General features: G+C 65.5%; 20 protein-coding genes. 12 read left to right on the top strand and 8 right to left on the bottom strand.

What is annotated here, in order from left to right:
* The first annotated feature begins 95 nt into the window (after positions 1-95).
* From mtnK to fba, 3 genes are all read left to right on the top strand, one after another.
* The gene (gene mtnK / locus NLY44_RS31710; protein ID WP_023668574.1) at positions 96-1,364 is read left to right on the top strand and encodes an S-methyl-5-thioribose kinase; all 1,269 of its coding nucleotides are present in this window, start codon (positions 96-98) and stop codon (positions 1,362-1,364) included.
* Positions 1,361-2,455 (top strand): S-methyl-5-thioribose-1-phosphate isomerase, encoded by a 1,095-nt coding sequence (mtnA, locus tag NLY44_RS31705; RefSeq protein WP_023668575.1) that lies wholly within the window; start codon positions 1,361-1,363, stop codon positions 2,453-2,455. The genes mtnK and mtnA overlap by 4 nt, the downstream gene beginning before the upstream one ends.
* Positions 2,456-2,771: 316 nt before the next feature.
* Complete coding sequence (gene fba, locus NLY44_RS31700; protein WP_023687044.1) at positions 2,772-3,836, top strand: class II fructose-bisphosphate aldolase; 1,065 nt, start codon at positions 2,772-2,774, stop codon at positions 3,834-3,836.
* A 161-nt stretch (positions 3,837-3,997) separates the two neighbouring features.
* On the opposite strand, the gene NLY44_RS31695 is transcribed toward fba, so the two are convergent.
* From NLY44_RS31695 to NLY44_RS31675, 5 genes are all read right to left on the bottom strand, one after another.
* Positions 3,998-5,104, bottom strand: a complete 1,107-nt coding sequence (locus NLY44_RS31695; protein ID WP_023804365.1) for an isopenicillin N synthase family dioxygenase — start codon at positions 5,102-5,104, stop codon at positions 3,998-4,000.
* Positions 5,105-5,241: 137 nt separating this feature from the next.
* Complete coding sequence (locus tag NLY44_RS31690) at positions 5,242-5,898, bottom strand: methionine ABC transporter permease (protein ID WP_023804366.1); 657 nt, start codon at positions 5,896-5,898, stop codon at positions 5,242-5,244.
* Positions 5,879-6,967, bottom strand: a complete 1,089-nt coding sequence (locus NLY44_RS31685; RefSeq protein ID WP_023704825.1) for a methionine ABC transporter ATP-binding protein — start codon at positions 6,965-6,967, stop codon at positions 5,879-5,881. Before NLY44_RS31685 ends, NLY44_RS31690 begins: the two co-directional genes overlap by 20 nt.
* Positions 6,968-7,050: 83 nt before the next feature.
* Entirely contained in the window at positions 7,051-7,905 is an 855-nt protein-coding gene (locus NLY44_RS31680) for a MetQ/NlpA family lipoprotein (protein ID WP_023668580.1), read from the bottom strand.
* 172 nt (positions 7,906-8,077) lie between these two features.
* Entirely contained in the window at positions 8,078-8,761 is a 684-nt protein-coding gene (locus tag NLY44_RS31675; protein WP_023668581.1) for an SDR family NAD(P)-dependent oxidoreductase, read from the bottom strand.
* Between the two features lie 213 nt (positions 8,762-8,974).
* On the opposite strand from NLY44_RS31675, the gene NLY44_RS31670 reads away from it, so the two are divergent.
* Positions 8,975-10,090 (top strand): anhydro-N-acetylmuramic acid kinase, encoded by a 1,116-nt coding sequence (locus tag NLY44_RS31670; protein ID WP_023749143.1) that lies wholly within the window; start codon positions 8,975-8,977, stop codon positions 10,088-10,090.
* On the opposite strand, the gene NLY44_RS31665 is transcribed toward NLY44_RS31670, so the two are convergent.
* Together NLY44_RS31665 and NLY44_RS31660 are read right to left on the bottom strand one after the other, a co-directional pair.
* A complete protein-coding gene (locus NLY44_RS31665; protein ID WP_023726346.1) occupies positions 10,087-10,506 on the bottom strand; it encodes a GNAT family N-acetyltransferase in 420 nt (139 codons plus the stop codon). The two genes, NLY44_RS31670 and NLY44_RS31665, sit on opposite strands and share 4 nt — an antisense overlap.
* Positions 10,507-10,566: 60 nt before the next feature.
* The gene (locus NLY44_RS31660) at positions 10,567-11,745 is read right to left on the bottom strand and encodes an MFS transporter (protein WP_023726345.1); all 1,179 of its coding nucleotides are present in this window, start codon (positions 11,743-11,745) and stop codon (positions 10,567-10,569) included.
* A 48-nt stretch (positions 11,746-11,793) separates the two neighbouring features.
* Here NLY44_RS31660 and NLY44_RS31655 point away from each other — a divergent pair, with 48 nt between their 5' ends.
* The 6 genes from NLY44_RS31655 to NLY44_RS31630 all read left to right on the top strand — a co-directional run bounded on the left by NLY44_RS31655 (position 11,794) and on the right by NLY44_RS31630 (position 19,859).
* Positions 11,794-12,333 (top strand): Lrp/AsnC family transcriptional regulator, encoded by a 540-nt coding sequence (locus NLY44_RS31655; RefSeq protein ID WP_023687041.1) that lies wholly within the window; start codon positions 11,794-11,796, stop codon positions 12,331-12,333.
* Positions 12,334-12,431: 98 nt separating this feature from the next.
* Positions 12,432-13,835: an SWIM zinc finger family protein gene (locus tag NLY44_RS31650; protein ID WP_023804367.1), complete on the top strand. Its 1,404-nt coding sequence runs from the start codon at positions 12,432-12,434 to the stop codon at positions 13,833-13,835.
* Positions 13,832-15,265 carry a DUF5691 domain-containing protein gene (locus NLY44_RS31645; RefSeq protein ID WP_023804368.1) on the top strand — a complete coding sequence of 478 codons (1,434 nt, stop codon included), beginning with the start codon at positions 13,832-13,834 and terminating at the stop codon, positions 15,263-15,265. Before NLY44_RS31650 ends, NLY44_RS31645 begins: the two co-directional genes overlap by 4 nt.
* 19 nt (positions 15,266-15,284) lie before the next feature.
* Positions 15,285-16,364 (top strand): ATP-binding protein, encoded by a 1,080-nt coding sequence (locus NLY44_RS31640; protein ID WP_023687038.1) that lies wholly within the window; start codon positions 15,285-15,287, stop codon positions 16,362-16,364.
* Between the two features lie 4 nt (positions 16,365-16,368).
* A complete protein-coding gene (locus NLY44_RS31635) occupies positions 16,369-18,621 on the top strand; it encodes a DUF5682 family protein (RefSeq protein ID WP_023804369.1) in 2,253 nt (750 codons plus the stop codon).
* Positions 18,622-18,623: 2 nt separating this feature from the next.
* A complete protein-coding gene (locus NLY44_RS31630) occupies positions 18,624-19,859 on the top strand; it encodes a VWA domain-containing protein (RefSeq protein WP_023687036.1) in 1,236 nt (411 codons plus the stop codon).
* Here the strand turns inward: NLY44_RS31630 and tssH are convergent, their stop codons facing one another.
* Positions 19,860-22,634 (bottom strand): type VI secretion system ATPase TssH, encoded by a 2,775-nt coding sequence (tssH, locus tag NLY44_RS31625; protein ID WP_023804370.1) that lies wholly within the window; start codon positions 22,632-22,634, stop codon positions 19,860-19,862.
* Positions 22,635-22,959: 325 nt separating this feature from the next.
* Here tssH and tssA point away from each other — a divergent pair, with 325 nt between their 5' ends.
* A complete protein-coding gene (tssA, locus tag NLY44_RS31620) occupies positions 22,960-24,138 on the top strand; it encodes a type VI secretion system protein TssA (RefSeq protein ID WP_023804371.1) in 1,179 nt (392 codons plus the stop codon).
* A 6-nt stretch (positions 24,139-24,144) separates the two neighbouring features.
* Positions 24,145-24,681, top strand: a complete 537-nt coding sequence (gene tssB / locus NLY44_RS31615) for a type VI secretion system contractile sheath small subunit (protein WP_023673718.1) — start codon at positions 24,145-24,147, stop codon at positions 24,679-24,681.
* The last annotated feature ends 2 nt before the right edge of the window (positions 24,682-24,683 follow it).

Raw genomic sequence — 24,683 nt, 5'->3', positions numbered from 1 at the left:
TGTCAACTCGATTGACAATTGCCAGTCAGCTTCCTAGCTTGGCCTCACCGCCATCGCTCCACTATGATTGGAGCGAGCAAGCGGGAGGGTGAGGAATGACTGCGAAATTGCCGTTTGAAGCACTGTCGGTGGAGACGCTTGCAACGCGCCTCGGTACGAACGAAGCGCTGTGCGCCAAAATCGGCAAGGGCCCTTGGAAGGTGCGCGAGGTCGGCGACGGCAATCTGAACCTCGTCTTCATCGTCGAAGGCGGCTCGGGTGCGGCGGTCGTCAAGCAAGCCCTGCCCTATGTTCGCCTCGTCGGCGACAGCTGGCCGCTGCCCTTGAAACGTTCCTTCTTCGAATATCACGCGCTGACGCGGCAAGAGGCGCGCGCGCCGGGTTCGGTGCCGGCGATCCTCCATTTCGACGAAGCCCAGGCGCTGATCATCATGGAATATCTGGCGCCGCCGCACATCATCCTGCGCCGTGCCCTGATCGACGGCCGCGAGTTGCCAAATATCGCCCGCGACATCGGCCTGTTCATGGCCCGCACTTTGTTCCGCGGCTCTGATCTCTCCATGCCCACCAAGGACCGCAAGGCCGACCTGGCGCTGTTTGCCGACAATGTCGAGCTCTGCGGCATCACCGAAGACCTGGTGTTTTCCGACCCATATTTCGATGCCAAGCTGAACCGGCATACGTCGCCGCAACTGGACGGCCTGGTTGCCGAACTGCGTGCCGACCGCGACCTCAAGGTCGAAGCGCAGCGGCTGAAGCATATCTTCGCCGCCAATGCCGAGACGCTGCTGCATGGCGACCTGCATTCGGGCTCGATCATGGTCACCGACACCGAGACGCGGATGATCGATCCGGAATTCGCCTTCTACGGTCCGATGGCCTTCGACGTCGGCATGCTGCTCGCCAATTTCTGGATGTCCTACTTCTCGCAGCGCGGCCATGAACAGAAGGGCAAGCGTGACGCCATGCGTGCCTATCTGCTCGGGGTGACCAACGACACCTGGACGGTGTTCCGCGCCGAGTTCTCGCATCTATGGCGCACCGAGCGCACCGGCATGCTTTACCAGAAGAGCCTGTTCGAGGATCAGGGCGACATTCTCGCCTCGGAGCAGGCGCTCGACCATGTGCTGCACCAGATCTGGACCGACCTCTTGGGCTTTGCCGGCATCGAGGTGCACCGGCGCATCCTCGGCCTCGCCCACAATGCCGATTTCGAGACCATCGAGGACGAGGATCTGCGAGCCTCCTGCGAGGCCAAGGCGCTGAAATTCGGCCGTCACATCGCCGTCAACCGGCGCCAGATTCACGGCATGGACGAGGTTAATAATCTGGCCGCTTTGATCGAACGGGAGAGCAGGATTTGAACGTCGGCGAGCGCCACTACCGCACCATCTGGCTGAGCGACGACCAGCGTTCGGTCGAGATCATCGACCAGCGCTGGCTGCCGCACGAGTTCCGGGTCGAGACGATCGGGAGCGTTGCCGGCATCGCCACCGCGATCCGCGACATGTGGGTTCGTGGCGCGCCGCTGATCGGCGTCACCGCGGCCTACGGCGTCGCCATCCAGATGGCGGACGATCCGTCTGACGAAGCGCTCGACGCGGTCTGGGAGACGCTGCACAAGACGCGGCCGACTGCGATCAATCTACGCTGGGCGCTGGACGAGATGCGGCGGTTCCTCAGGCCGATCGTATTGGGACAGCGCGCGGAGGCGGCCTATAAGCGCGCTGCCGAAATCGCCGACGAGGATGTCGATCTCAATCGCGCCATCGGCGAGAACGGGCTTGCCATCATCAAGGAGATCGCGGCACGCAAGAAGCCGGGCGAGCCGGTCAACATCCTCACCCACTGCAACGCCGGTTGGCTGGCGACGGTCGATTACGGCACCGCCACGTCGCCGATCTATCTCGCCGTCGAGGCCGGCATTCCGGTCCATGTCTATGTCGACGAGACGCGCCCGCGCAACCAGGGCGCCCAGCTGACCGCCTGGGAGATGGCCGGCCACGGCGTGCCGCACACGCTGATCGTCGACAATGCCGGCGGCCATCTGATGCAGCGTGGCGCGGTCGACATGGTGATCGTGGGCACCGACCGCACCACGGCCAATGGCGACGTCTGCAACAAGATCGGCACCTATCTCAAGGCGCTCGCCGCCTCCGATAATGAGGTGCCCTTCTACGTCGCTCTGCCCTCGCCGACCATCGACTGGACGGTGGGTGATGGCCTGACCGAAATCCCGATCGAGGAACGCTCCGGTGACGAGGTGTCGCTGGTCTGGGGCAAGACGGCGGACGGCAAGATTGCGCAGGTGCGGGTTTCGCCCGAAGCGACGCCGGCGGCCAATCCGGCGTTCGATGTGACGCCGGCACGGCTCGTGACGGGGCTGATCACCGAGCGCGGTGTGGCCAAGGCTTCGCGCGAAGGGTTGAAGGCGATGTTCCCCGAACGCGGATAATCTCCCCCCTTGAGGGGGAGATGTCGCCAAAGGCGACAGAGGGGGTCGGCGCGTCCTGACGCGACCTCCCAGCACCGACAGATGATGCTAGCGCTCCAGTCGAACCGCCCCCCTCTGGCCTGCCGGCCATCTCCCCCTCATGGGGGGAGATTAGCGCCTCACCGGCTGGCTACCGAATTTCGGCCATGCAACAAGAATTGCGGCCTCGATGGCCGCTGACGGTTGCGGTTCTGGCGAAATCCGGCCAGAAGCATCTAGGCCGGCAACCGGCCGGCCCGCGACGTTGCGCTTGAAACCAGATACGGGAGACTATTGGGTGGCTCGCATAACACTGAGACAATTGCTCGACCACGCCGCCGAATACGGCTACGGCGTACCCGCCTTCAATATGAACAATATGGAACAGGGCCTCGCCATCATGGAGGCGGCCGAGGAGACCAAGTCGCCGGTCATCCTGCAGGCCAGCCGCGGCGCCCGCGCCTACGCCAATGATGTGGTGCTGGCCAAGCTGATCGACGCGCTGGTCGAAATCCACCCCGACATTCCGGTCTGCATGCATCTCGACCACGGCAACAACGAAGCCACCTGCGTCACCGCCATCCAGTACGGCTTCACCTCTGTCATGATGGACGGCTCGCTGAAAGAGGACGGCAAGACGCCGGCCGACTATGCCTACAATTCCGGCATCACCCGGCGCGTCGTCGACATGGCGCATTGGGGCGGCGTGTCGGTGGAAGGCGAGATCGGTGTGCTCGGTTCGCTTGAGAGCGGCGGCGGCGAGCAGGAGGACGGCCACGGCGTCGAAGGCGCCATCAGCCACGACCAGCTCTTGACCGATCCGGAACAGGCGGTCGAGTTCGTCAAGGACACCCATGTCGATGCGCTGGCTGTCGCCATGGGCACCAGCCACGGCGCCTACAAATTCTCGCGCAAGCCAGACGGCGCGGTGCTGGCGATGAACGTCATCGAGGAAATCCACCGCCGCCTGCCCAACATGCATCTGGTCATGCACGGCTCGTCCTCAGTGCCCGAGGACCTGCAGGAAATCATCAATAGATATGGCGGCCAGATGAAGCCGACCTGGGGCGTGCCGGTGGAAGAGATCCAGCGCGGCATCAAGCACGGCGTGCGCAAGATCAACATCGACACCGACAACCGCATGGCGCTGACCGGCGCCATCCGCAAGGTGCTTACCGAAAACCCGTCGGAGTTCGATCCGCGCAAATATTTGACGCCGGCCATGGCCGCGATGCGCAAACTGTGCAAGGAGCGCTTCGAGCAGTTCGGCACCGCCGGCAATGCCCAGAAGATCAAGCCGCTGCCGGTAGCTGAGATGGCCAAGCGCTACAAGTCGGGCAGCCTTGATCCGAAGTTTGGGTGAAGTCCCCTGGCGCCTCTTCCTTCTCCCCTTGTGGGGAAGAAAGAAGAGCTATTGACATAAAAAAGGCCGGGCGCGAAAGCGGCCCGGCCAAAAGAAGGTCAAGAACCTTCAGAGGGGAACACCGCTCGGTGGAATGGGAGGAAACCGCCGAACGATAATTCCTATATGCGCGTATTCGCGGCAGATGGCGACGAACGGCTTTCTAAAACAACGCGAGATTCGGAAATTTCGATCTCGTTTTGAAAGATTTCAGCCGGTGAGGCGCCGGTTTCCAGAAGATCGGCATAGTGCCGGCGCGCCACGTCGGGATGCGAGCGCAGGCGGCTCTTCAGCACATTGGTGCCGACATTGCGAAACAGTGGATTGTCGGGATCGCTGGCCGGCCCGCGCGCCTCGGCCGACAGATCCTCGGGCAGGTCGAGCAGCGGAATCGTGGCGTCGAGCCGGGCGCTGAAGAAGAACGGGACCGAGACGCGCTCGACGCCGGCCGGCGGTGTCACCACACGGTGGACTGTCGCCCGGAGATAGCCGTTCGACGCCAGTTCGAGCAGTTCGCCGATGTTGACCACCAGCGTGTCGGGCAGCGGATCGACGTCGACCCAGGCGCCGTCATATTCGACCTGCAGCCCCTTGTTCTCGTCCTGCAGCAGAAGCGTCAGGAAACCGCCATCCTTGTGCGCGCCGACGCCCTGGTTGTCGCCGGTGGCGTCGCGGCCGGGGTAGCGCACGATCTTCATGCGATGGTTGGGCTCGGCCCGGTAGATCGGATCGAAGGCGTCCTCGGCCTGGTCGAGCGACAAAGCGAAGGCCCTAAGCAGCCGGATCGCCACCGCGGTCGCCTTGGCCTGCCATGCGAGCAGCGCCGGCTTCAGCTCGGGCAGCGTGGCCGGCCACTGGTTGGGCCCTTGCAGCCGCGTCCAGGCGGGCACGCCGGGGCCTTGTTCGATGGCCGCGCGTTCGACGCCGATGTCGAGCTGTTCGCGCCAGTCGGCCTTGCCTTTGGTCAGCTCGCCGCCGGCGCGCGTGTAGCCGCGGAACTGCGAGGACTTCACCATTTCGATCGCCAGTTTGTCGGCTTCCGGCAAGGCAAAGAACCGGCGCGAGGCGTCGAGCACTTCTGCGGTATCCGCAGCCGATATGCCGTGGCCGGTCAAATAGAAGAAGCCGACATCGCGCGCGGCCGTGCGCAGGTCGAAGAGAAACGTTCGCCGTTCCGAAGCGCCCTGTTCGAGGCGGCCGAGATCAAGCACGGGTACGATCCTGGGCATGGTCAAGCTCCTTGTTCCGCTGTCACGGTGGCACGCAGGCCGGTCCGATCAAAGCAACGCGCAATCCAATCTCGGCGCCGATGGAGAAAGCCGGCGCTGCGTTTGGCAGCCTGCCGGCAAATAACGTTCGTGGCCGCTTATCCGCGCCGGTCCAGCCTGGCGACCAGCCGGTCGCCGACCCACTGGATGCCGCAAACGAGGATGATCAGCACAATGACCACGGCGACCATGACGCTGGTCTCAAAACGCTGGTAGCCGTAGCGGATGGCGAGGTCGCCAAGCCCGCCGGCACCGATGGCGCCGGCCATGGCCGAGGCGCCGATCAGCGTTACCAGCGTCACCGTGAAACCGGCGACGATGCCGGGCAATGCTTCGGGCACCAGCACCTCGCGGATGATCGTCCAGCGGTTGCCGCCCATGGCGCGCGCCGCCTCGATCAGGCCGCGATCGACCTCGCGCAGCGACACTTCGGCGATGCGGGCATAGTAGGGCGTCGCCGCAATCGACAACGGCACGATCGCCGCCCAGGTGCCGATCGAGGTGCCGACGATCAGCCGCGTCACCGGGATCAGCGCCACCAGAAGGATGATGAAAGGCACCGAGCGGAAGCCGTTGATGACGGCGCCGAGCGCGCGGTTCACCCACAGGCTTTCGGCAATGCCGCCGCGCTCGCTGGCAATCAATGCCAGGCCGAGCGGCAGCCCGAAGACGAGCGAGATGAGGCCCGATGCCGCCGTCATCAGGACCGTCTCCCAGATCGAACGCAGCAGAAGTTCAAACAGAACCGGCGACATGGCCAAGCACCTCCACCCGCGCGTCGCGGGCCTTCAGGAATGCGATTACTTTCGACAGATGTTTCGGATCGTTGCCCGCGACCGCAAGGAACAGCGTGCCGACCGGCTGCTGCTGGACATGGTCGATGCCACCATGGACGAGGCGGAAAGGCCCCGGCACCGCCACGGCAAGATCGGACAGCAGCGGACCGCGCGCGGCCTCACCTGCGACGTCGACCCTGAGGATGAGCTCGGCGCCGCCTCCGGGAGCAAGCCGGCCGGCAATCTCGGCCGGCAGTTGCGGGCGGATGCCGCCGAGCAGGCTCCTGGTGATTTCGGAACGCGGCTCGGCAAAGACCGACCACACCGGGCCTTGCTCGACGATGCGCCCGGCATCGATCACCGCGACGCGGTCGGCGATCGAGCGGATCACCTCCATCTCGTGGGTGATGAGCAGGATGGTCAGGCCGAGCTGCCGGTTGATGTCTTTCAGCAAGGCCAGGATGGAGCGCGTCGTCTCCGGATCGAGCGCTGAGGTCGCCTCGTCGGACAGCAGCAGCGCCGGCCGCGCGGCCAGCGCCCTGGCGATGCCGACGCGCTGCTTCTGGCCGCCCGACAGCGAGGACGGATAGGCCTTCGCCTTCTCCGACAGGCCGACGAGATGGAGCAATTCGGCGGCGCGCGCCAGCCGTTCGGCCTTTGGGCGGCCCTCGATCTTCAGCGGCAGCGCGACATTGTCCTCCACGGTCTTGGCCGACAGCAGATTGAAGTGCTGGAAGATCATGCCGATGCGACGCCGCAGCGGCTGCAATTCACGCTCGCCGAGCCGGCCGATCTCGCGGCCCTCGATGAAGACGTCGCCGGAGTCCGGCCGCTCCAGCCCGTTGAGGCAGCGGATCAGCGTCGACTTGCCGGCGCCGCTGCGGCCGATGATGCCGAGGATCTCGCCCTTCTTCACCGTCAGCGAGACGCCGTCGAGCGCAGGCGTCGCGCCGAAGCGGCGCTTGAGGTCGACCAGGCGTACGACATCTTCCTGCCCGGCCGATATATTGACCGGACCGGATGCTTCGGCCGTGACGTGCTGGTTCATCTCACTGTCCGTTTCAACGCTCGACAAATGCGACAGCGGCCCGCTCAACAGCGGGCCGCCTGCTCCTGACAACCAGGCGCCAATCAATAGGCGCTGATCCCGGTGCCCTTGTAGACCTTGTCGAACTCGGCCTTGACCGCCTCGTTCTGGTAGGACGCGACCAGCGTCTTCACCCACGCCTCGTTCTCGTTGCCGGATTTCACGGCGATGAAGTTGCGGTAGGGGTTGTCGGCCACTGGCTCCTGGGCGATGCGGTTGTCCGGGCCGAGACCGCTCTTCAGCGCCCAGTCGGTGTTGACGACAGCCGCGTCGAGATCCTCGACCGAGCGGCCGACAATGCCGGCGTCCAGTTCCTTGATGACGACCTTCTTCGGGTTCTCGGCAATGTCGGCGGTGGTCGCCAGGATGCCGGTGCCGTCCTTCAGCTTGATCACGCCTTCGTTCTGCAGAACGCGCAACGCGCGGCCCTCATTCGAGGGGTCGTTGGGCAAGCCGATGACGGCGCCTTCGGGCAGGTCGGCAACCTTGGTGTATTTCTTGGAGTAGAGGCCGATCGGCCAGACGCCGGTGTAGCCGACGCGCACGATGTGGTACCCTTGGGTCTTGATCTGGTTGTCGAGATAGGGCTGGTGCTGGAAGGCGTTGGCGTCGATCTCGCCGCGCTCGAGCGCCTCGTTGGGCTGGGTGTAGTCGTTGAACACCACGGTCTCGACGGTCAGGCCTTTTTCGGCGGCCTGGGCGACGACGACGCGCCAGACATCCTCATCCTCGCCGCTGATGATGCCGACCTTGATAGACTTCTTGTCCTCCGCGAAGGACGGCGTCGGCTGAGCCAGACCGGCAAGCGTGACGGCCGAGGCAAAAAGTGCCGCAAGGGCAGCTCGCCGGCTGATGGCTGAAAAAAGAAGAGAGCTGGAAGCGTTTCCGCGTTCGGACATTGTCGATCCCTCGTAATCCTGAAGTCATTGCGGCGAGGTGGAATACCAAGCCTTGACGACATCATCGGCAATGCTGCTTGCCGGATCAAAGAACCGCATTTCTTCTCAAACACGAAGCCGGGAATATTCTCTCAAAGATTTCGCAATTGCGAGAACGGTCACGCCGGACCGGTCAGAATGTCTCGACAAAGGGCCGCAGCTCGACCTCGAAGCTCCAGGCGCTGCGATGCTGGCGATGGGTCGCGAGATAGGTCTGCGCGATCGCATCGGGCGACAGCTGGCTGTCCGGTCGCTCGGGTTTCGTCCCGACCGGCTCGATCTGGCCGTCGATAATGAAATGGGCGACATGGATGTTCTTCGGGAAGAGTTCGCGCGCCATCGACTGAGCCAGACCGCGCAGGCCGAATTTCGGCATGGCAAAGCCGGCGGAGTTGGGAAAGCCCTTGATGCTGGCGGAGGCGCCGGTGAAAAGAATCGAACCGGAGCCGCGCGCAAGCAGCCGCCGCGCCGCTTGCTGGCCGACCAGGAAGCCGCCATAGGCGCCGACAAGCAAGGCTTGTTTGACCGCATCGGGATCGACCTCGGCGATCGGGCCGCGCGTGCGGCCGCTGGCATTGAAGACGGCAAGGGCCAGCGGGCCTTGCTTGTCGGCGGCGTCAAACAGGCCGGCGACGGAGGCCGGATCGGCGACGTCGGTTTCGACGGCCAGCGCGCCGGTTTCCCCGACCAGCGCCGCGAGTTTGGCCGTGTTGCGGGCGGCCAGCACCACACGATAGCCTTCCGTGGTGAGAAGGCGTGCCAAAGAGGCGCTCAGGCCCGCACCCGCGCCGGCGATCACTGCGACTTCGGATGCCATGTCGTTTCTCCTTGGCGATGACGTGTTCGTCTCATAGCTGGCGTCTTGAGCGGCGAGACGCAAGAACGGCGTTGCTCGATTTTCGCTGTTCGGTAAAAAAACCTGCCGGCAGGTTCGGAGCAATCGACCGCGGCCAGGGTCTTGCCTGGCGAGACAATCCGTCCGACAGGTGATTGCGTTGGAATCGCAAACGGTGTCGCAAGGGAGTCGACCGTGGAACCAATCTGGGCCGTCGGCCTGATGACCGGCACCGTGCTTGACGGCAATATCGACGTGGCGCTGATCAAGACCGATGGCGAGCGGATCGCCGATTTCGGCACCTATACGCTGGCCCCCTACCCCGCAGCGATCCGTGCCTTGCTGGAGGAGACGCTGCGTCAGGCCCGGGTGTGGAATTTCGACGGGCCGGAGCCGGCGATCTTTGCCGAAGCCGAGGAGGCGCTGACGCGGGCGCAGTCGGCGGCGGTGAAGGACCTTGTCGAAAGCTACGGCCTGACCATGGGCGATATCGGCGTGGTCGGCTTTCACGGCCAAACCGTGCTGCATCGTGCCCCGCAACCCGGGCGGCGCGGCGATACGCGCCAGTTGGGCGACGGCGAGCTGATGCATTCGATCCTGGGCGCCAAGGTCGCCTATGATTTCCGCTCGGACGATGTGCGCGCTGGCGGCCAGGGCGCACCACTGGCGGCTGCCTACCACGCGGCGCTTTTGAGGGAAGCCGACGCCAGCGGGGACACCGCTGTGCTCAATCTCGGCGGTGTCGGCAACGTCACCTGGTGGGACGGCAAGGACAACATCGTCGCCTTCGACACTGGCCCGGCCAACGCACCGCTCAACGATTTCATCAAGGCAAACGGCCTCGGCGAGATGGACCGCGACGGCGCACTGGGCGCGGCCGGCACCGTCGATGAAGTGCGGCTGGCCAAATTGCTCCAGCATCCGTATCTGACCAAGCCCTATCCGAAATCGCTCGACCGTTTCGACTTCGGCGCCGCCATGGCCGACGGCCTCAGCGCAGAGGATGGGGCGGCGACGCTGACGGCCTTCACCGTCTCGGCCGTCGGCAAGGCGCTCGATTTGTTGCCGCGCCGGCCGAAGCGCCTGGCGGTCAGTGGCGGCGGCCGCCGCAACCCGACGATGATGGCGATGCTGGCGAGGCGCGCCAACGTCGAGGTGGTGCAGGCCGAGACACTGGGCTGGAAAGGCGATGCGGTGGAGGCCGAATGCTTTGCCTTCCTTGCCGTGCGCGTGCTGCGCGGCCTGCCGATCAGCTTTCCCAGCACCACCGGCGTGCCGCAGCCGATGCAAGGCGGGCGGCTGGCAGGTTAGAGCTTCTTCTGCAGGAAGATGCGGCTGCGGCCGGTGGGAAAGTCAGGCAGTTCGCCGAAGCGCCGGTAGCCTTGTCGCTCATAGACTTTGGCCGCTGTCGGATTGAACGTGTCGATCCAGGCGTTCTGGCAGCCCCGGGCGACTGCTTCGCGCTCGGCAGCGTCCAGCATGTCGCCGGCCATATGCTGGCCGCGCAGGCGTTCGTCGACCCACAGCCATTGCACATAGAGCCAGCCCCAGGCGGTGTATCCCGAAATGCCGGCGACGACAGCGCCGTGCTCGTCACGAACGAAGACCGCGATCGGCTTGCGGCCGGAGGGGCCGACATCGCCGTCATTGAACGCCGTCAGCCGCTCGGCCAGGAAGGCGAGGTCGTCTGACGAGGGGTCGGCAGTGGTTTCAAGCGTCGTCTTCATCCGGGCGGGGCTCGCATGGCAAGCCAAGCTCTAGCGAAGGACGGGATGAGGACGCAAGCTTTACGGCTTGATGGGCGGAGGCGACCGCCATGACCCCGCTGCTGCCGCAACCAGCATCAGCACGGCGGCGACGATCGCGCAGATGGCAAAGCCGAACGATGAATAAAGCGGCCCGAAGCTGGTGGTGCCGATGAAGACGGCGAGGTAGGTGACCGAACTGTTCAGGCCCATGATGGTGCCACGGCGCGACGGATCGAGCGCGGTAAGGCGCATCACCAGCACGTTCAGGCCGAAATGATTGGCAAGGCCCCATATGGCGATCATAGCCAGGATCAGCACAAAATTGCTGCTTGCGAGCGCGATGGCGACATAGACGACGGCGACCAGCAGATAGGCGAAGGGCATGACGCGCCGCGCGCCGATGCGGTCGATGACGCCGTCGAGGAAGGCCGCGGCGCCGAAGCCGGCGCCATAGGCGAGCGCGGCCAGCGCATTGGCGCTGACGGGCTCGCCCAGATCCTGGTGCAGATGATCGCCGAGATAGCCGTAGACGCCGTAAAAAGCGGTCATGAAGGCGGTGCAGGCGATGAGCAGCGGCACGATCCCCGGAATGGCCAGCGCAACGAACGGCGACGGTGCCGGGCCGCTCTTCCTGACGTCGCTGAGCGAGGTCATCGACAAGGCAGCAAGCGCAATGGCGGAAAGCACCGCGACGGCGGCGAAGACGGCGCGCCAGTGCACGAGATCGGCAAGCACGGCCGACAGCGACACGCCGGCCACCATGGAGACCGTCCAGCCGGTCAGCACGACGCCGATCGTGCCGCTTTCGCGGCCGGGCGGCGCAATTGCCGCTGCACTGGCATAGATGGCCGGCATGGCGACGCCGGCGGCGATGCCGGCGACGGCCTGGGCCGCGACCAGCATGATCACCGTCGGCGCCAGCGCGCTGGCGAGAAGCCCGACGGCCAGAAGAAGCAGCGCGCCCTGCAGCATGCGGCGGGCGCCGACGCCGTCGATATAGCGGGCGAGGAACAACGCGCTGGCCGAAGTGCCGAGGCCGAAGGCGGCCGACGCGGCCATCACCGCCGGCACGCTGGTGCCGAAGGATGCGGCGACTGCCGGAGCAATTGGACCCAGGACCAGCGAGTTCGAGCCGATGACGGCGATGCAGCCGGTCAGGAGATAGGCCAGCGCCGGGATCGGCTGATGGAGCGTTGCAGCTTGATGCGCGTTCGTCATCGGGTCATAATGGCCGAACTGAATTCCGCGACAACAAGGAATTTCGATATGGACGAAGAAACAGATGGGGTTCTGCAGAACAAGGTAGCTCCCCGAGAGCTCGACGCAATCGACCGAAAAATATTAGGCGTGCTGGTCGAGGATGCGACGATCAGCTACGCCGAACTTGGCGAACGCGTCTGCCTGTCGCCGCCGGCGGCGCATGAGCGGGTCAAGCGCCTGCGGCGCAGCGGCGCCATCCGCGGCACGGCTGTGATCATCGACCCGAAGGCGGTGAAGAAGCCGCTGCTCACCTTCGTGCATATCGATACCAAGGGCTGGGGCAAGACACCGGAGCTGATGGCCGTCTCCCAATATCCTGAGGTCGAGGAAATCCATTCGGTGGCCGGCGACACCTGCATGCTTCTCAAGGTCCGCACCGAGGACACCAGGGCGCTCGAAGGCCTGCTGGCGCGTCTCTACGAAACGCCCGGCGTCACCTCGACGCGAAGCTATGTCGTGCTGTCGACCTATCTCGAGCGCCCGGTGCAGCCCGAGATCACGGCGCAATGGCCGACGCCCCGGCATATGGCCACGCCGCTGTACTGATCTGCGCTATCTTCGTCTTGCCGGGGCCACAACAATCCTTCACAAAAGGCACCCTATATTGATGCCAGGCATTGATTTGGGGTGACGAGAGGCGCGGCTTGGAATTCGAACTGAAAACCATCGAGGCGCTGGCCCCCGATCAGGCGTCGCTAAGCGCCGCCTCGAAGCTCACCAAGCGCTCGAACTGGCCGCGGCTGGAGAAGAACGAGCAGCAGGCGCTGATCTGGGGCGAATGCCAGGGCTCGGGATCCAACCCCTATCGCACCGTCGTCGACACCGGCGACCACGGCTACAAATGCACCTGCCCGTCGCGAAAATTTCCCTGCAAGCACACGCTGGCGCTGATGTGGATCGCCGCCACGGCGCCGGCCAGCTTCACATCAGCCGAAACAACGCCGGAATGGGTCAATGACTGGCTTGGCCGGCGCAGGAAGACTGCGCCCCCGCCGGTCGACGCAAAGCCTGGCAGGGGCGCGTCTGGCAAGAGCATTGGCGAGGCCTCGCAGGCGGAGGAAAGCACCGTCGATGACGCCGCCGCGACGGAGCGCCGCGAGACGGCGCAGCGCAAGCGGGCGGAAGATACGCGCACCGCGGTGGCAGGCGCGCTGGACGAACTCGACCAGTGGATTGCCGACCAGCTGCGGCTCGGCCTTTCCGCCTTTGCCGACGCCAGCAGCGAGCGCTGCCGCCGCATTGCCGCGCGGCTTGTCGACATGAAGGCGACGGCGCTTGCCGGACGCATCGACGAAATCCCGGCCCGGCTAATGGCGCTGCGCAGCGAGGAACGGCCGGACGCGGCGATCCGCGAACTCGGCAAGCTGGTGCTGCTGGCCAAAGCCTGGCGCTCGGCGCCCGACGATCCCGAGCTGAAGCGACTGGTGTCGGCGTCCGAAACCCGCGACCAGGTTCTGTCCAGTCCCGACGCGAAGCAGGTCGACAGCCATTGGGAGGTCGTCGGCGAGAAGATCGAGACCCGCCGCGACGGTCTCGTCAGCCATTCGACCTGGCTGCTCGATCTGAAAAGCCCGACGCCGCAGTTTGGGCTGCTGCTCGATTTCTTTCCGGCTTCGGCCGGCCGCCGCTCGGCGGCGTTCACGCCCGGTGACCGGTTCCACGCCCGCCTGGTATTCTACCCGTCGCGCCAGCCACTGCGGGCCTTGGTGGCGGAGCGCAAGGGCGATGTCGTGTCGGGCGCCTGGCCGGATTTCGGCCTCGGCATTGTCAAGGATCCGCTGGCGGCGCATGCGGCGCACCAGGACGCAGCACCCTGGTCGACCGATAGCCCGCTGATGCTGCCTGCCGGCGCGATCCTGCTCGATGAGCGCGGCACCGCCTGGTGGCAAGCGGCGCACGACCCGCAAGGGATCGCCCTGCCTGTCGCCGGAACCGTCGATCAAACCGTGCTCGGTCTCGACCTTTCGGCAACGGCAGCCCTGTGGAACGGCGCGCGGCTCGATCTGCTCGCCGCGCAAAGCGGCTTCGGGAGGCTCGATCTGTCATGAACGAGCTCGAGCAAACCGGCCTGGCGACGATGCGCGACTGCTGGATCACCGGCGGAACTGCGTTCGATCTGGCGCCAGCCGCGTGGAAGGAAATCGCCGGCGGCGCAAGCCCGGACGAACGGGAGCGGCTGTTGCTGGCCATCGCCGCGCAGGCGCTCGATGTGGGCTTAAGGCCAGCCGCGCCGAAGTCGCTGAAGCGGCGCCCGCCGCTGCCGAGGCTTGGCCTGCCGCTGCTGCCGGAGCGGTTGCGGCCGCTGTTGCGGGCGGCCTTGAAGAACACCGCCGATGCGCGGCGCAAGGCGCGCGTGGCGACGCTCGTCGCCGGCCGTGGCTACGTGCTGCATCCGATGGACTGGATGCCGTCGGCATCAGACCAGAACAGCCCTGACATCTATGCGCCGTGGATCGACTGGCAGGCCAGCGTCGAGGGGCTGAAGATTGCGCCGCAGGAGCAACTGACGGTGCAGAACTGGGATGACTTTTACCCCGCCGCGCGCCGTATCGCGTTGACCGAGATGCGCCGTCGCGATCCGGCCACGGCCCGCAGCCTGATGGAAGCGAAGGCGCCCGGCGAGCCGGCGGAAGTCCGGCTGGCACTGATCGAACTCATGCATTTCGGCCTGACGCCTGAGGACGCGCCGTTCCTGAAAAGCCTGGCCACTGACCGCTCCGGCAAGGTGCAGGAACTGGCGAGCCGGCTGCTGGCGAGGTTGGGCGAGCACGGTCGTGTTGGTGGCGGTGCCGACGATCCCGTTGCCGAACTTGCCGCCTTCATCGCAGAAGGCAAATCCGGCTTTATCCGCCGCCGCACCACCTACACCCCGGCAAAACTCAAATCCCCGGCGCAGGAAAAGCGCCGCGCCGAACTGTTCGAGACCTGCAATCTGGTCGACCTTGCTTCCCGATTTGGGGTCAGCGAACCCGATTTCATTGCAGCCTGGCAGTTCGGTGCCGACAACAATGCCGACATCCAGATCTCACGAATGGTCGCCGCGTCGGGCAGCGACGCTGCAGTAACGCAGATGGCCGACACGCTGATCGCCGAGGGTGGCAAGCCGGCACTGTTCGTGCTGCACCTGACACCGCGCCTGGATAGCCGCAGGAAGCGTGTCCTGGTCAGATTGATCCTGAAAGATACGCCGCAGTATGTTAGCACGCTCACCCTTGCCGAGGGCTTCGAAGCCAACTGGCTGGATTGGCCCGACCTGACGAACGGCCAGAGCTTGGCGGTGTTGCGTTCGGCTGTCGCCGGCAATGATGAAGCGATGAAGCGAACCGTCGACGACCTGTTGGAAACTTTGGGCTTTCTGGCCACTGCGGCGACAGCGGAAAAATTGATCGAGCATGTCGTTGCGGCTGGCATGCCGCCGGCGGCAGCCTCGCTCGCTTTCCTGCGCCTCAACGCGGCCCTGACGGGAACCAACACATGACAATCCGGAGAACAGCACCATGAACGCAGCCATCCGCCTCCCTGTCGAGCAGGCCTATGCCGCTGAACTGCAGGCGCTGGCGCGCAATGACGAACGCCAGAAGCCGGCCGGATGGAGCCTGTCGCCGAAGGCCGTGCTGACCTATCTGCTCGGCGGCAAGGCAAGCGACGGCACCGTGATATCGCCGAAATATGTTGGCCGCCGCCGGCTGATGGAAACCGCGGTGGCGACACTCGCTACCGACCGCGCGCTGCTGTTGCTCGGCGTTCCCGGCACCGCCAAGTCCTGGGTGTCGGAACATCTCGCCGCCGCCATCATGGGCAACTCGACGCTAATCGTGCAGTGCACGGCCGGCACCGACGAGAACCAGGTCCGCTACGGCTGGAACTATGCGCAGCTTTTGGCCAAAGGGCCGAGCCAGGAGGCGCTGGTGCCGACGCCGCTCTACCGCGCCATGGAGAGCGGCAAGCTATGCCGCCTGGAAGAGTTGACGCGCATGGGCTCCGATGTACAGGATACGCTGATCACCGTGCTGTCGGAAAAGATGATGCCGATCCCGGAACTCAACACGTCGCTCTATGCCCAGCGCGGCTTCAACATCATCGCCACCGCAAACAACCGCGACAAGGGCGTCAACGAGCTGTCCTCGGCGCTGAAACGCCGCTTCAATGTGGTGGTGCTGCCGCTGCCCGAGGACATGGCGGAAGAGGTGGCGATCGTCTCCAAGCGGGTCGACGAGATGGCCGGCGGGCTCGACCTGCCGGTGCCGAAAAATGTCGGCGAGGAGATCGCTCGCGTGTTGACCATTTTCCGCGAGCTGCGCTCGGGCGCAACCGCCGACGGCAAGGTGACGCTAAAGACGCCTTCGGGTTCGCTCTCGACCGCCGAGGCGATCGCCACCATGGTCGGCGGCCTCAGCCAGGCGGCGTGGTTCGACAGCGGCAAGCTCGGCGCCGAAGGCCTCGCCGCCAGCCTTGTCGGTGCCATCGTCAAGGACCCGGTGCAGGACAAGGTGGTGCTGGAGGAATATCTCGAAACGGTGCTCAAGAAGCGGCCGGACTATGCCGGCTATTACGCGGCGCTGAACGCAGCGATCTGAGGTCATGAGCGACGTCGCCTATTTCGGCATCCGCCATCACGGGCCGGGCTCCGCCGACAGCCTGGTGCAGGCGCTGCGGGACTTGCAGCCGGTCGCGGTGCTGATCGAAGGGCCGAGCGACGCGTCCGCCCTGCTGCCATTGCTGGCGCGCCCGCAGATGCAGCCGCCGGTGGCGCTGCTCTGCTACCCCGAGGACGATCCGGCCGCGACAAGTTTCTGGCCGTTCGCCGAGTTCTCGCCGGAATACCAGGCGGCGGTGTGGGCGGTGGAGAACAAGGCGGCATTGCGGTTCATCGACCTGCCGTCATCGGCACGGTTCGCTGCACCGGCAACCGACGACACCGACAAAACGGCTGACGCCGACAAGCCCGAACCCAAGGACGAAACCGGTGAGGATGGCGAGCCCGCATCGCATCGCGACCCGATCGGCACGCTGGCTGCGGCCGCCGGCTATGAAGATGGCGAAAGCTGGTGGGCCGACATTATCGAGCAGAATCCGCAGCCGGGTCCAATCTTCGCTGCCATCACCGATGCGATGACGACGCTGCGCGACGGCGAAGGTGCGATCGCGCCGTTCGAGGCCAAGCGTGAAGCGCATATGCGATTGGAAATCGCCGCCGCGCGCAAGGAATTCGCCGGACCGATCGCCGTCGTCTGCGGCGCATGGCATGTGCCGGCCCTGCAGGCCGCGCACACGCAGAAGAACGACCAGGCGCTGATCAAGGGAATTGCCCGGCGCAAAAGCATCATGACATGGGCGCCATGGACCGGGCCGCGTCTTGCGCTGGGCTATGGTTATGGCGCTGGCGTCGTCGCGCCCGGCTGGTGCAAACATCTGTGGCTCACACGAGGGCGGCGCGACGCCGCGACGCTGTGGCTGGCGACGATCGCGGCGGTGCTGCGGGCGAAGGGCCATCTGGTGTCGACCGCGTCGCTGATCGAGGCCGAGCGGCTTGCGCGCACACTGGCTGCCATTCGCGAGCGGCCGAAGCCCGGCTTCGAGGAATTGCGCGATGCCGCGATCGCGGCGCTGTTCAACGGCGAAGCGGTGCTGTGGGCGCTGGTCGAGGCCGAGCTGCTTTTGGGCGCGGATGTCGGCGAGATTCCGCCCGACACGCCGCTGGCGCCGCTGATCGAGGACCTGCAGCGCAACCAGAAGGCGGCGCGGCTGAAGCCGGAGGCGCTGGAACGCGAGCTGTCGGTCGATCTGCGCAGCGAAAGCGGACTGTTTCGTTCGACATTGCTGCACCGGCTGAACGTGCTTGGCGTGCAATGGGGCAGGCTGGCCGACGCCGGCCGCAGCCGCGGCACCTTTCGCGAAAAATGGACGCTGGCCTGGGAGCCGGAATATGCCGTGCGCCTGGTCGAGAACCTGATCTACGGCCCGACTATCGAAAAGGCCGCCAATGGCCGCCTGATCCAGATGCTCGGTGCGGCCGCGAGCCTCGACACGCTTGCCGCCCTTGTCCAGAGCGCCATTACCGCGGATCTGTCGGAGGCCGCGAGCGCCGGCCTTGTAGCGTTGGAGGCGCGCGCAGCGCACAGCAGCGAATGCCTGGAGATGCTGGCCTCGGTGCCGCCGCTTGCCGACATCATCCGTTACGGCGAGGCGCGCAAGACCGAAACTAACCGGCTGTCCGGTTTGTTGGAACGGTTGATCGTCGAAGGCGCGATCGCGCTGCCCTATGCGGTGCGCGACCTGGACGAGCAGGCCGCCACCACGCTGGTCGGTGCTGTGCGCAAGGCCGACACGGCGATCCGGCTGGTCGAGCCCGGCGAAGGCGTGCTCGATGCATGGCGCAACGGCCTGACCGGCGTGCTGGAAGGTCCGGGCTCGACGGCGCTGCTCGCCGGCTGCGCCGCGCATCTGCTCTATGAAGCCGGCCAACTGTCGGCAGAGGACGCCGCCGGGCTGCTCGGACGCAGGCTGTCGCCGGGGACGCCGGTCGCCCAGGCAGCGGGGTTCTTCGAAGGTTTCTTCAGCACTGCCGGCCAGCGGCTGATCTACGACGAGGGCCTGCGCGGCGCCGTCGATGGGTGGCTGAAATCGCTCGACGAGGAAGCTTTCATCGCGCATCTGCCATTGCTGCGCCGCGTCTTCTCCAATCTGGACTCGATGGAGCGGCAGCGGTTGATCGAGGCCGTGCTCGGCCGCACCGCAAGGTTGCCGGCCGGCCTGACGCCGGCGCCGGATGGCGGCGAGGGCTGGCGCCGTCACCTGGAGCGGCTTGGGCCATTGCTGGCGGGCGGAGTGTGACAATGGATGACGAAGCCGAAGTGCCCGAACCCGGCCCAGCATCCTCCGATAGCGGGCGCGAGCGCCGCTGGCGGCTGGCGATCGGCGCCGATGACGAGGCTTCCTCCGCCCTTTCCAGTGATGACAAAAAACTGTCTTCGGCGCTCGATGCGCTTTACGGCGACGGCGCCAATGCCGATGCCGACCCGCGCAAGCGGCGCGGCGGGCTCGGCCGCTCGGCGCCACGCGTGGCGCAATGGATGGGCGATATCCGCTCCTTCTTTCCCGCCCAGGTGGTCCAGATCGTCCAGAAGGATGCCTTTGAGCGGCTGAACCTGAAGCAGATGCTGATGGAGCCGGAATTCCTCAAGGCGATCGAGGCCGACGTCAACCTCGTTGCCGACCTGATCTCGCTGCGTTCGGTGATGCCGGCCAAGACCAAGGACATCGCCCGCACCATTATCGCCGACATCGTTGCCAAGCTGATGCAGCGGCTGGAGCAGAAGACCGCCGAGGCGATCCGTGGCGCGCTCGACAAGTCGCGACGCACCAACCGGCCGCGCCAACGCGACATCGACTGGCCGCGCACCATCTCGGCCAATCTTCGCCACTACCAGCCTGAGCACAAAACCGTCGTGCCGGAAAAACTGGTCGGCTTCATGCGCAAGCAACGCCGGCTGGTCGATCTCGACGAAGTGGTGCTGTGCGTCGACCAGTCCGGCTCGATGGCGAGTTCGGTGATCTACGCCTCGATTTTCGCCGCGGTGATGGCGTCGCTGCCGGTCGTGCGCACCAAGCTGGTCTGTTTCGACACGGCCATCGTCGACCTGACCGAAGAGCTCAGCGACCCGGTCGAGGTGCTGTTTGGCGTGCAGCTCGGCGGCGGCACCGACATCAACCAGGCGGTCGCCTATTGCGCCGACCGCATCGAGCGGCCGACCAAATCCCACTTCGTGCTGATCACCGACCTCTATGAGGGCGGCAACGGCCAGGACTTGCTGCGGCGGCTTGCGGCGCTGGTCCGGTCCGGCGTCAATGTCATCGTGCTGTTGGCGCTGACCGATCAGGGCCGGCCGGGCTATGATCCGGCGATGTCGGCTTCGGTCGCGGCACTTGGCATACCGGTCTTCGCCTGCACGCCGGACCTGTTTCCCGACATGATGGCGGCGGCGTTGCGGCGCGAGGATATCGGCGCCTGGGCAGCCGGCGCCGACATCAAGCTGATCCGCGCCGAGACGGAGCCGAGCAGTCAGGCCTGACTATTCGAACGAATAGGCAAACCCGTCAGTGGAAGCGCTGACGGTCACCTTGGTCATCGTCTCGCCGTCGAGCGACCGGTTCAGCACGCCGCGGCTGAGTTCCGGCAACAGCGTGTTGGTGAGGATGGCGTCGATCATGCGGCCACCGGACTCGATTTCGGTGCAGCGCGCCTTGACCAGCGCCATGACGCCGTCGCCGATCACCAGTTCGGCGTCGTGGCTGGCGCGCAGCCGCCGCGCGATCTTGCCGAACTGATGGCGCGTGATGGCCTCGATCATCGAATCCGAGAGCGGATAGTAAGGGATGGTCACGACGCGGCCGAGGAACGCTGCCGGAAAGACTTTCAGCAGTGGAGCGCGCAAGGCTGCATCGAGGCCGTCGAGCCCCGCCCTCACCGTGCCGTTTTGCGTCCGCTCCATGATGACTTCGGAGCCGACATTCGATGTCAGCAGGATCAGCGTGTTCTTGAAGTCGATGCGCCTTCCCTCGCTGTCATCCATCATGCCCTTGTCGAAGACCTGGAAAAAGATCTCGTGGACGTCGGGATGGGCCTTCTCGACCTCGTCGAGCAGGATCACCGAATAGGGTTTTCGGCGCACGGCCTCGGTGAGAATGCCACCCTTGCCGTAGCCGACATAGCCGGGCGGTGCGCCCTTGAGCGTCGAGACGGTGTGCGCCTCCTGGAATTCGGACATGTTGATCGAGATCAGGTTCTGCTCGCCGCCATAGAGCGTCTCGGCCAGCGCCAGGGCCGTCTCGGTCTTGCCGACTCCCGAGGGGCCGCAGAGCAGGAACACGCCGACCGGCTTTTCCGGCGCTCCGAGCCCGGCGCGGCTGGTCTGCACGCGCTTGGCAATCATCTCCATGGCGTGATCCTGGCCGACGACACGTTCGGACAGCGTGGTGGCCAGCTTGATCGCCTTTTCGGTCTGGCTGGACAGCATCCGTCCCGTCGGGATGCCGGTCCAGTCCTGGACCACGGCAGCGACCGCATTGCGGTCGACCGACGGCAGGATCAGCGGCGTCTCGCCTTGCGCGGTGGCAAGCTCGGCCATGAGTTCACGCAGCCGCGCCAGATCGGCGACAGGATCTGACGGCGCAGCTTCGGCCGCCGGCGCTTCGGTCTCGGACGTTTCGGCCTTGGGCGTCTCGGCCTTGGGCACCTTGGTCTTTTCTTCGTCCGGCGCTGCCGGTTCGGCATCGGCCTCAGCTGTCGCCACCGCATCGAGCGGGACGCCGTCGCCGCGCAGCCGCGCGCGCAGTTCGAGGATCTCGGCAACCAGCGCCTTTTCGCGCTCCCAGCGCTCCTCGGCGGCGGCGAGCATGGTCCCCGTCTCAGTGAGCCCGGCCTCGACCCGCGCCTGCCGGTCAGTTACTTCGATGCCGATCGCTGCCTCGCGGCCGATGATGCCGCTTTCGACCTCGAGCGCCTGGCGGCGCCGCAAAATGTCCTCTACTTCGGCCGGCGTCGCATGCTGCGAGATCGCGACCCTGGCGCAAGCCGTGTCGAGCAGGCTGACCGCCTTGTCGGGCAATTGCCGCGCTGGGATGTAGCGATGCGACAGGCCGACCGCCGCCTCGATCGCCTCGTCCAGGATCTGCACTTCGTGATGCTGTTCGAGCACGCCGGCTACACCGCGCAGCATGAGCACAGCGACCGCTTCCGACGGCTCATCGATCTTGACCACCTGGAAACGGCGGGTCAGCGCCGGGTCCTTTTCGATGTGCTGCTTGTACTCGGCCCAGGTGGTTGCGGCGATGGTGCGCAATTCGCCGCGCGCCAGCGCCGGCTTCAAGAGATTGGCGGCATCGCCGGTTCCGGCGGCACCACCGGCGCCGATCAGCGTGTGCGCCTCGTCGATGAACAGGATGACCGGCGTCTCGGATGACTGAACTTCGTCGATCACCGCCTTCAGGCGCTTCTCGAACTCGCCCTTGACGCTGGCGCCGGCCTGCATCAGGCCGACGTCGAGCATACGCACGCTGATGCCCTGCAGGGGCGGCGGCACGTCGCCCTGGGCGATGCGCAGGGCAAACCCCTCGACCACCGCGGTCTTGCCGACACCGGCCTCGCCGGTCAGGATCGGGTTGTTCTGCCGGCGCCGCATCAGGATATCGATGATCTGCCGGATCTCCGGGTCTCGGCCGACGACCGGGTCGATCTTGCCGTCATGGGCGCGCTGGGTGAGGTCGGTGGCGTATTTGGCCAGCGCCGAATCCCCGCCCGGAGCGCGCCGCGGCGCCTCCGCGGTGGGAGCCACTGCTGCCATGGCGCCGGCTTCGAGCGAGCCCTCCACCACCTCGGCAAAGCGGGCGATGACCCCGTCGGCGTCGATCTTGTCGAATTCGCCGCTGATCTTCGCCACCAGGCCTTCCAGCACCGGCGTCTTCAGGCAGGCGAGCACGATATGGGCGCTGCGGACCTCCTCCATGCCGAATTCCAGCGTCGCCCGGTTCCAGGCCTCCTGGATGGCGTGGAAGATGTGGTCGGAAAATTCCTCGATCGAGGTGGCGCCGTAGGGCAGCTTGTCGACGGCGCGGGTCATGTCGCTGGTAAGCCGGCTGGCATCGACGCCGGCATCGGCAATGATCATCTGCACATCCGAACGCTCGGACAGCACCAGTTGTTCTATGAAATGGACGAGTTCGACGTAAGGATTGCCGCGCAGCTTGGCGCTGTCGGCGGCGGCCTTGAAGGCGCGCAGGCAGACCGGATTGAGCTTGCCAACCAGTTCCTTGCGTTTGAACCCCTGCGACGACCGGCGCTGTTCCATCGAACGTGCTCCTGCAATCTGCCCCGTCGACAGCCTGCCACATAAGCAGCCGCTTGACAAAGCGCTTGATGCAGCCGGCCTTTTCCCTTTGTGGAGAGTCCCGCGCCGCCAAATGCAGACAACCACGATTTTTTCTAATCCTATGCGACGCGCTTCACATACGAGGTTGGCCAAGCACGCCATGAATTGCGCCATCCGAGACGCAGTTGCACCGACATTCATTAGCGCTCGTTAACTTTTGAGCGGATGGCGAATTGTGGGAATATGCAACCGTGTGCTAACGTTAGGTCACGTACGGTTTTAGAGCCGGTCGCCGGGGGTATCTGTGATCGATCTCGCACTCTGGCTTGCTCCGCTGGACGGTGAAAATCCGTCAGGCGAAGACTTGCGCAACGATCCGGCTTTTCATGAGCTGGAGCGGCTCACGGAGCCGCAGGTCAAGGTCGTCCATGACGGGCGCAACAAGCCAGCCGCGCAATCGACCATTCCGGTCGACTGGCCTGCCGTGCTCGGCAAGGCCGAGGAGTTGCGTTCTCATGGCCGCGACCTGCGCCTGCTTGTCATTGTCGCCCGGGCGCTGGCCAATGAAGAGGGATTGGCCGGACTGGCACAGGGCCTGACCCTGATTGCAAGGACCTTCGAGACGCATTGGGAGACGATGCACCCGGCGCTGCGTCCCGGCGGCCAGCCGCGCGACGCCGCCTTGCGCCGCCTCAACGCGCTGGCCGACCTGCAGAACGGCCAGGAAGGCCTGCTGGCGAACCTCAGGCAGATGGTCTTCTTAGCGCCGCGTCCCATCGGGCCGATCAGCGGACGCGATCTCGAACAGGGTGCGCTCGACGATCGCGTCATGCTTCAGGAAGCGGCGTCGGGATTGAATGCCACGGAGAAGGCAGCGCTGGTCAGCGCGCACGGACAGCTCCTGAACCGGGTGGGCAGCGGTTGTGCCGCCCATCAGGACCAGGCCGGTGAACAGATGACAGCGCTCATCGCCGGGGCGCACGCAGCGATCGAGGCGCTCGACGCAGTCGATGCGGCGCTGAATGCCCGCCTCGACAGCAACGGGGCTGCCGTCCCGGACCTGAAGCGGTTTTTGCAGCGCGTGCTGACGACGCTGGAACGCAACACGGCGGTCGAGACCACGGAAGAGGCAGCGACGAAGCGGGCGGCCAGCCCGGCTGCTCCCCCGGCAAGCCCGGCCGCGCCGGTCAGAAACGGTCATGGAGCCGAGACGATGGCAAGCTACGCGGAGACCGGTGCGGGGCTCCCGGACAGGATTTCCTCGCGCGACGATGTGGTGAAGTGCCTCGACCTTGTGGTCGCGTTCTACGACCGCACCGAGCCGTCGAGTCCGATCCCGCATCTCGCCCGCCGGGTGCGCAGGATGGTGCACATGGATTTCGTTGAACTGATGGAAGACCTCGCCCCGTCGGGGCTCAAGGAATTCCGGCTGCTCGCCGGCGTTCCCGACGCCAAGAAGACTGCCCAGAAGGATGAAAGGTAGCAACACATGCCAGCCGAAAGCAAAGCGAAGGTCATCGAGCGAAATCGCGCCCCGCGCGTGCAGATCGCCTACGATGTCGAAACCTACGGCAGCCCGACGACGATCGAACTGCCGTTCGTCATGGGCGTGATGGCCGACCTGTCGGGCGCATCGCAGACCAGGGAAGCGTCCAAGACGGTGCTCGACCGTTCCTTTGTCGAGACCGATGCCAACCGCTTCCCCAAATTCATGGAAGCGCTGGGGCCCAGGGTCAAGGCGCGGGTGAAGAACACGCTGCCGCAGGCCGAGGGACAGGAGCGCGACGAAGAACTGGCGCTCGACCTGACCTTCACCAAGATGGGCGATTTCGCCCCCGACAAGATCGCCGAACAGGTCCCGCAACTGGCCGAAATCCTGAAGATGCGGCGCCAGCTCGAGGAGCTGCTCGGCTTCATGGACGGCCGCGTCGATGCCGAAAAGCGCATCGCCCAATTGCTGAACAACCAGCCGCTGCTTGGCCAGATCGCCGCCCAGGCGCTGTCCGACGACAAGGGTGAGGAATAGAT

It is taken from the genome of Mesorhizobium sp. C089B, assembly GCF_030323125.1.
In the GTDB taxonomy this organism is placed as follows: domain Bacteria; phylum Pseudomonadota; class Alphaproteobacteria; order Rhizobiales; family Rhizobiaceae; genus Mesorhizobium.
This window is presented reverse-complemented; position numbering and strand designations above follow the sequence as displayed.